At 65.1% G+C, this 2,478-nt stretch carries 2 protein-coding genes and 1 pseudogene; 1 reads left to right on the top strand and 2 read right to left on the bottom strand.

What is annotated here, in order from left to right:
* A pseudogene (locus EN984_RS31090) lies at positions 1-665 on the top strand (diacylglycerol kinase family lipid kinase); the annotation flags it as partial.
* A gap of 79 nt (positions 666-744) precedes the next feature.
* On the opposite strand, the gene EN984_RS31085 reads toward EN984_RS31090, so the two are convergent.
* Together EN984_RS31085 and EN984_RS31080 are read right to left on the bottom strand one after the other, a co-directional pair.
* The gene (locus EN984_RS31085; protein ID WP_127268293.1) at positions 745-1,662 is read right to left on the bottom strand and encodes an NAD(P)-dependent oxidoreductase; all 918 of its coding nucleotides are present in this window, start codon (positions 1,660-1,662) and stop codon (positions 745-747) included.
* The coding region (locus EN984_RS31080; protein WP_164765772.1) for a mandelate racemase/muconate lactonizing enzyme family protein at positions 1,659-2,478 on the bottom strand (820 nt) is incomplete at its 5' end. The genes EN984_RS31085 and EN984_RS31080, both read right to left, overlap by 4 nt.

Here is a 2,478-nt window from a genome sequence, read left to right as displayed (position 1 = left end):
TAGCAGATGCGTCCGGCATCGATTTCGCGCGTGGGCTAGGGCTGCCGAAAAAGGTCGATGCCGTGCTGAAGCGGATCGCCGAAGCCACGCCCCGCAAGGTCGATGCCGGACGCATCTGCTACGTCGACGATCACGGCGCGCTGGCCAGCCGGCATTTCATCAACATCGCCAGCCTGGGGCTTTCCGGCGCCACTGACCGCGCCGTCAATGCCGACAAGCGCAAGGGCAGGATGTCGGCCAAGGCGCTGTTCCTGTGGCGCACCGTGGTCGAGTTCATCCGCTACCGCTTCCAGGAGGTCAGCATCACGGTCGACGACGGCGTCCCCGTCGAAGCGCGCATGGCGCTGGTGGCGGTGGCAAACGGAAAGTTCTTCGGCGGCGGCATGATGATCGCGCCGGATGCGGAACTGACCGACGGGCAGTTCGACATCGTCATCCTGCGCGCGGCCGGCAAGCTGAAGCTGATCTGGGACATCCGGCTGCTCTATGGCGGCCGGCATCGCAATCATCCTGCGATCACCATCCTGCGCGGCAGGAAAGTGGTGGTCGAACCGCTCGGCGATGCGTCAGAGAATGGCGCGCTGGTCGACATAGACGGCGAGTCGCCGGGACGCATACCCGCGACCTTCGAGATCCTGCCCGGTGCATTGACGCTCAGATATTGAATCAAGCCGTTGACAGATTGATTCAGATGGATCCGCCGATCCAGCCAACGCCCTGAAATCGTTTGATATCCAGCCGGCGTCAGAGTTCGAGCTTGGCCGGGAAACCAGGTGCGCGCAGGTCGGTGCCGACGGCATCTTCCAACAGTTTGACGATCTGGGTCGACCAGGCGCCGCCGCCATAGGCGGCCTTGCCTTGCTGAAAAATGGCGTTGACGCGCGATGCCAGCTCAAGCGGCACGCCGGACTGCTCGCCGATGGCGAGCGCGAAGCCGAGGTCCTTCAGCGCCAGGTCCATGGTGAAGCCGATGTCGTAGGAGCCGTTGAGGATGAGCTGGCTTTCGGTCTCGTGGACGAAGCTGTTGCCGGAGGAGGCTGATATGGCGTGGTAGGATTGGGCGAGGTCGAGCCCGCCTCGTTTGGCCAGCATCAGCGCTTCGCCGGCGGCAACGAGATGGATGAAGGCGAGCATGTTGGTGATCACCTTGATCACCGCCGCCGAGCCGACCGGGCCCATCAGAAACGATTTTGCGCACATCGCCTCGATGGCGGGGCGATGACGTTCATAGAGTGCGGCGTCGCCACCGACCAGCGCGGTGATCTTCCCAGCCGCCGCCAGGTGCACGCCACCGGTGACCGGGCATTCCAGCGTCTCGACGCCCCTGGCCGAGGCGAGGGCGGCGAGGCGGGTAATTTCGTCGCGGCCGTTGGTCGACATCTCGATCCAGGTGCCGCCTGCGGGCAGGCCCTCCAGCAGACCATCGGCGCCCGCCAGCACGGCTTCGCTCACCTTCGGAGAGGGCAGGCAGGAGATTGCGTTGCCGGCCCGTGCGGCGGCCTCGGCGGGGCTGCTTGCCGCTGTGGCCCCGAGCGCCACCAGGCGCTCGACGGCGGCGGGATCACGGTCGAAGACCGTGACGGCAAAGCCGTTGCGGATCAGGCTGGCGGCAAGGTTGCCGCCGAGGTGGCCAAGGCCGATGAAGGCGTAGCTTTCGCTCACGGCGTCAGCGGCGTCTGCATCATCTGCAGATGCAGGTCCTTGCCCGTGTAAGGGTGTGCTTCGCAGACCGCCTCGTTGAGCTCGACGCCGAGGCCGGGCTCCTTTGAGGGGATGATTTTGCCGTCCTGCCACTCGATCTTTTTCTTCAGCAGCGTGGCGTGGAAACCGTCCCACTGCTTCAGCGATTCGAGGATGAGGAAATTGGGCAGCGTCACCGCCAGTTGGATGTTGGCCGCACCGACGATCGGTCCGCAATAGCAATGCGGTGCGATCTGGATGTGGTAGGCCTCGGCCATGGCGGCGATCTTCTTGGTTTCGAGAATGCCGCCGGAGCGGCCGAGGTCCGGCTGCAGGATGGTCGCGGCGCGGTTCTCGATGACGCGGGCGAATTCAAACTTGGTCGTTAGCCGCTCGCCGGTGGCGATCGGGATCGAGGTCGCGCGGGCCACTTGGGCCATGACCTCAGGCATATCAGGCGGCACCGGCTCCTCGAACCACAAGGGATCGTAGGGCTCGATGGCGCGCGCCATGCGCAGCGCGCCGGACGCTGTGAACTGGCCGTGCGTGCCGAACAGGATGTCGGCGCGGGTGCCGACCGCCTCGCGGATCGCCTTGATCATGCGGGTGGACAGGTCGATATCGACGAGGCGCGGCTGATGGCCGTCGAAGGCTGTGTAGGGGCCGGCGGGGTCGAGCTTGACGGCATTGAAACCCTGCTCGACATATTCGAGCGCACAGGCAGCGGCGAGATCTGGATCGTTGTAGACGTTCTTGCCGTGCGCATCCTCGGAATGGACGCTGCCGCTGTGCGGATAG

The organism is Mesorhizobium sp. M7A.F.Ca.CA.004.12.1.1 (genome assembly GCF_003997835.1).
In the GTDB taxonomy this organism is placed as follows: domain Bacteria; phylum Pseudomonadota; class Alphaproteobacteria; order Rhizobiales; family Rhizobiaceae; genus Mesorhizobium.
Note: the sequence above shows the minus strand (reverse complement) of the source record. Positions and strands in the feature narration are given on the sequence as shown.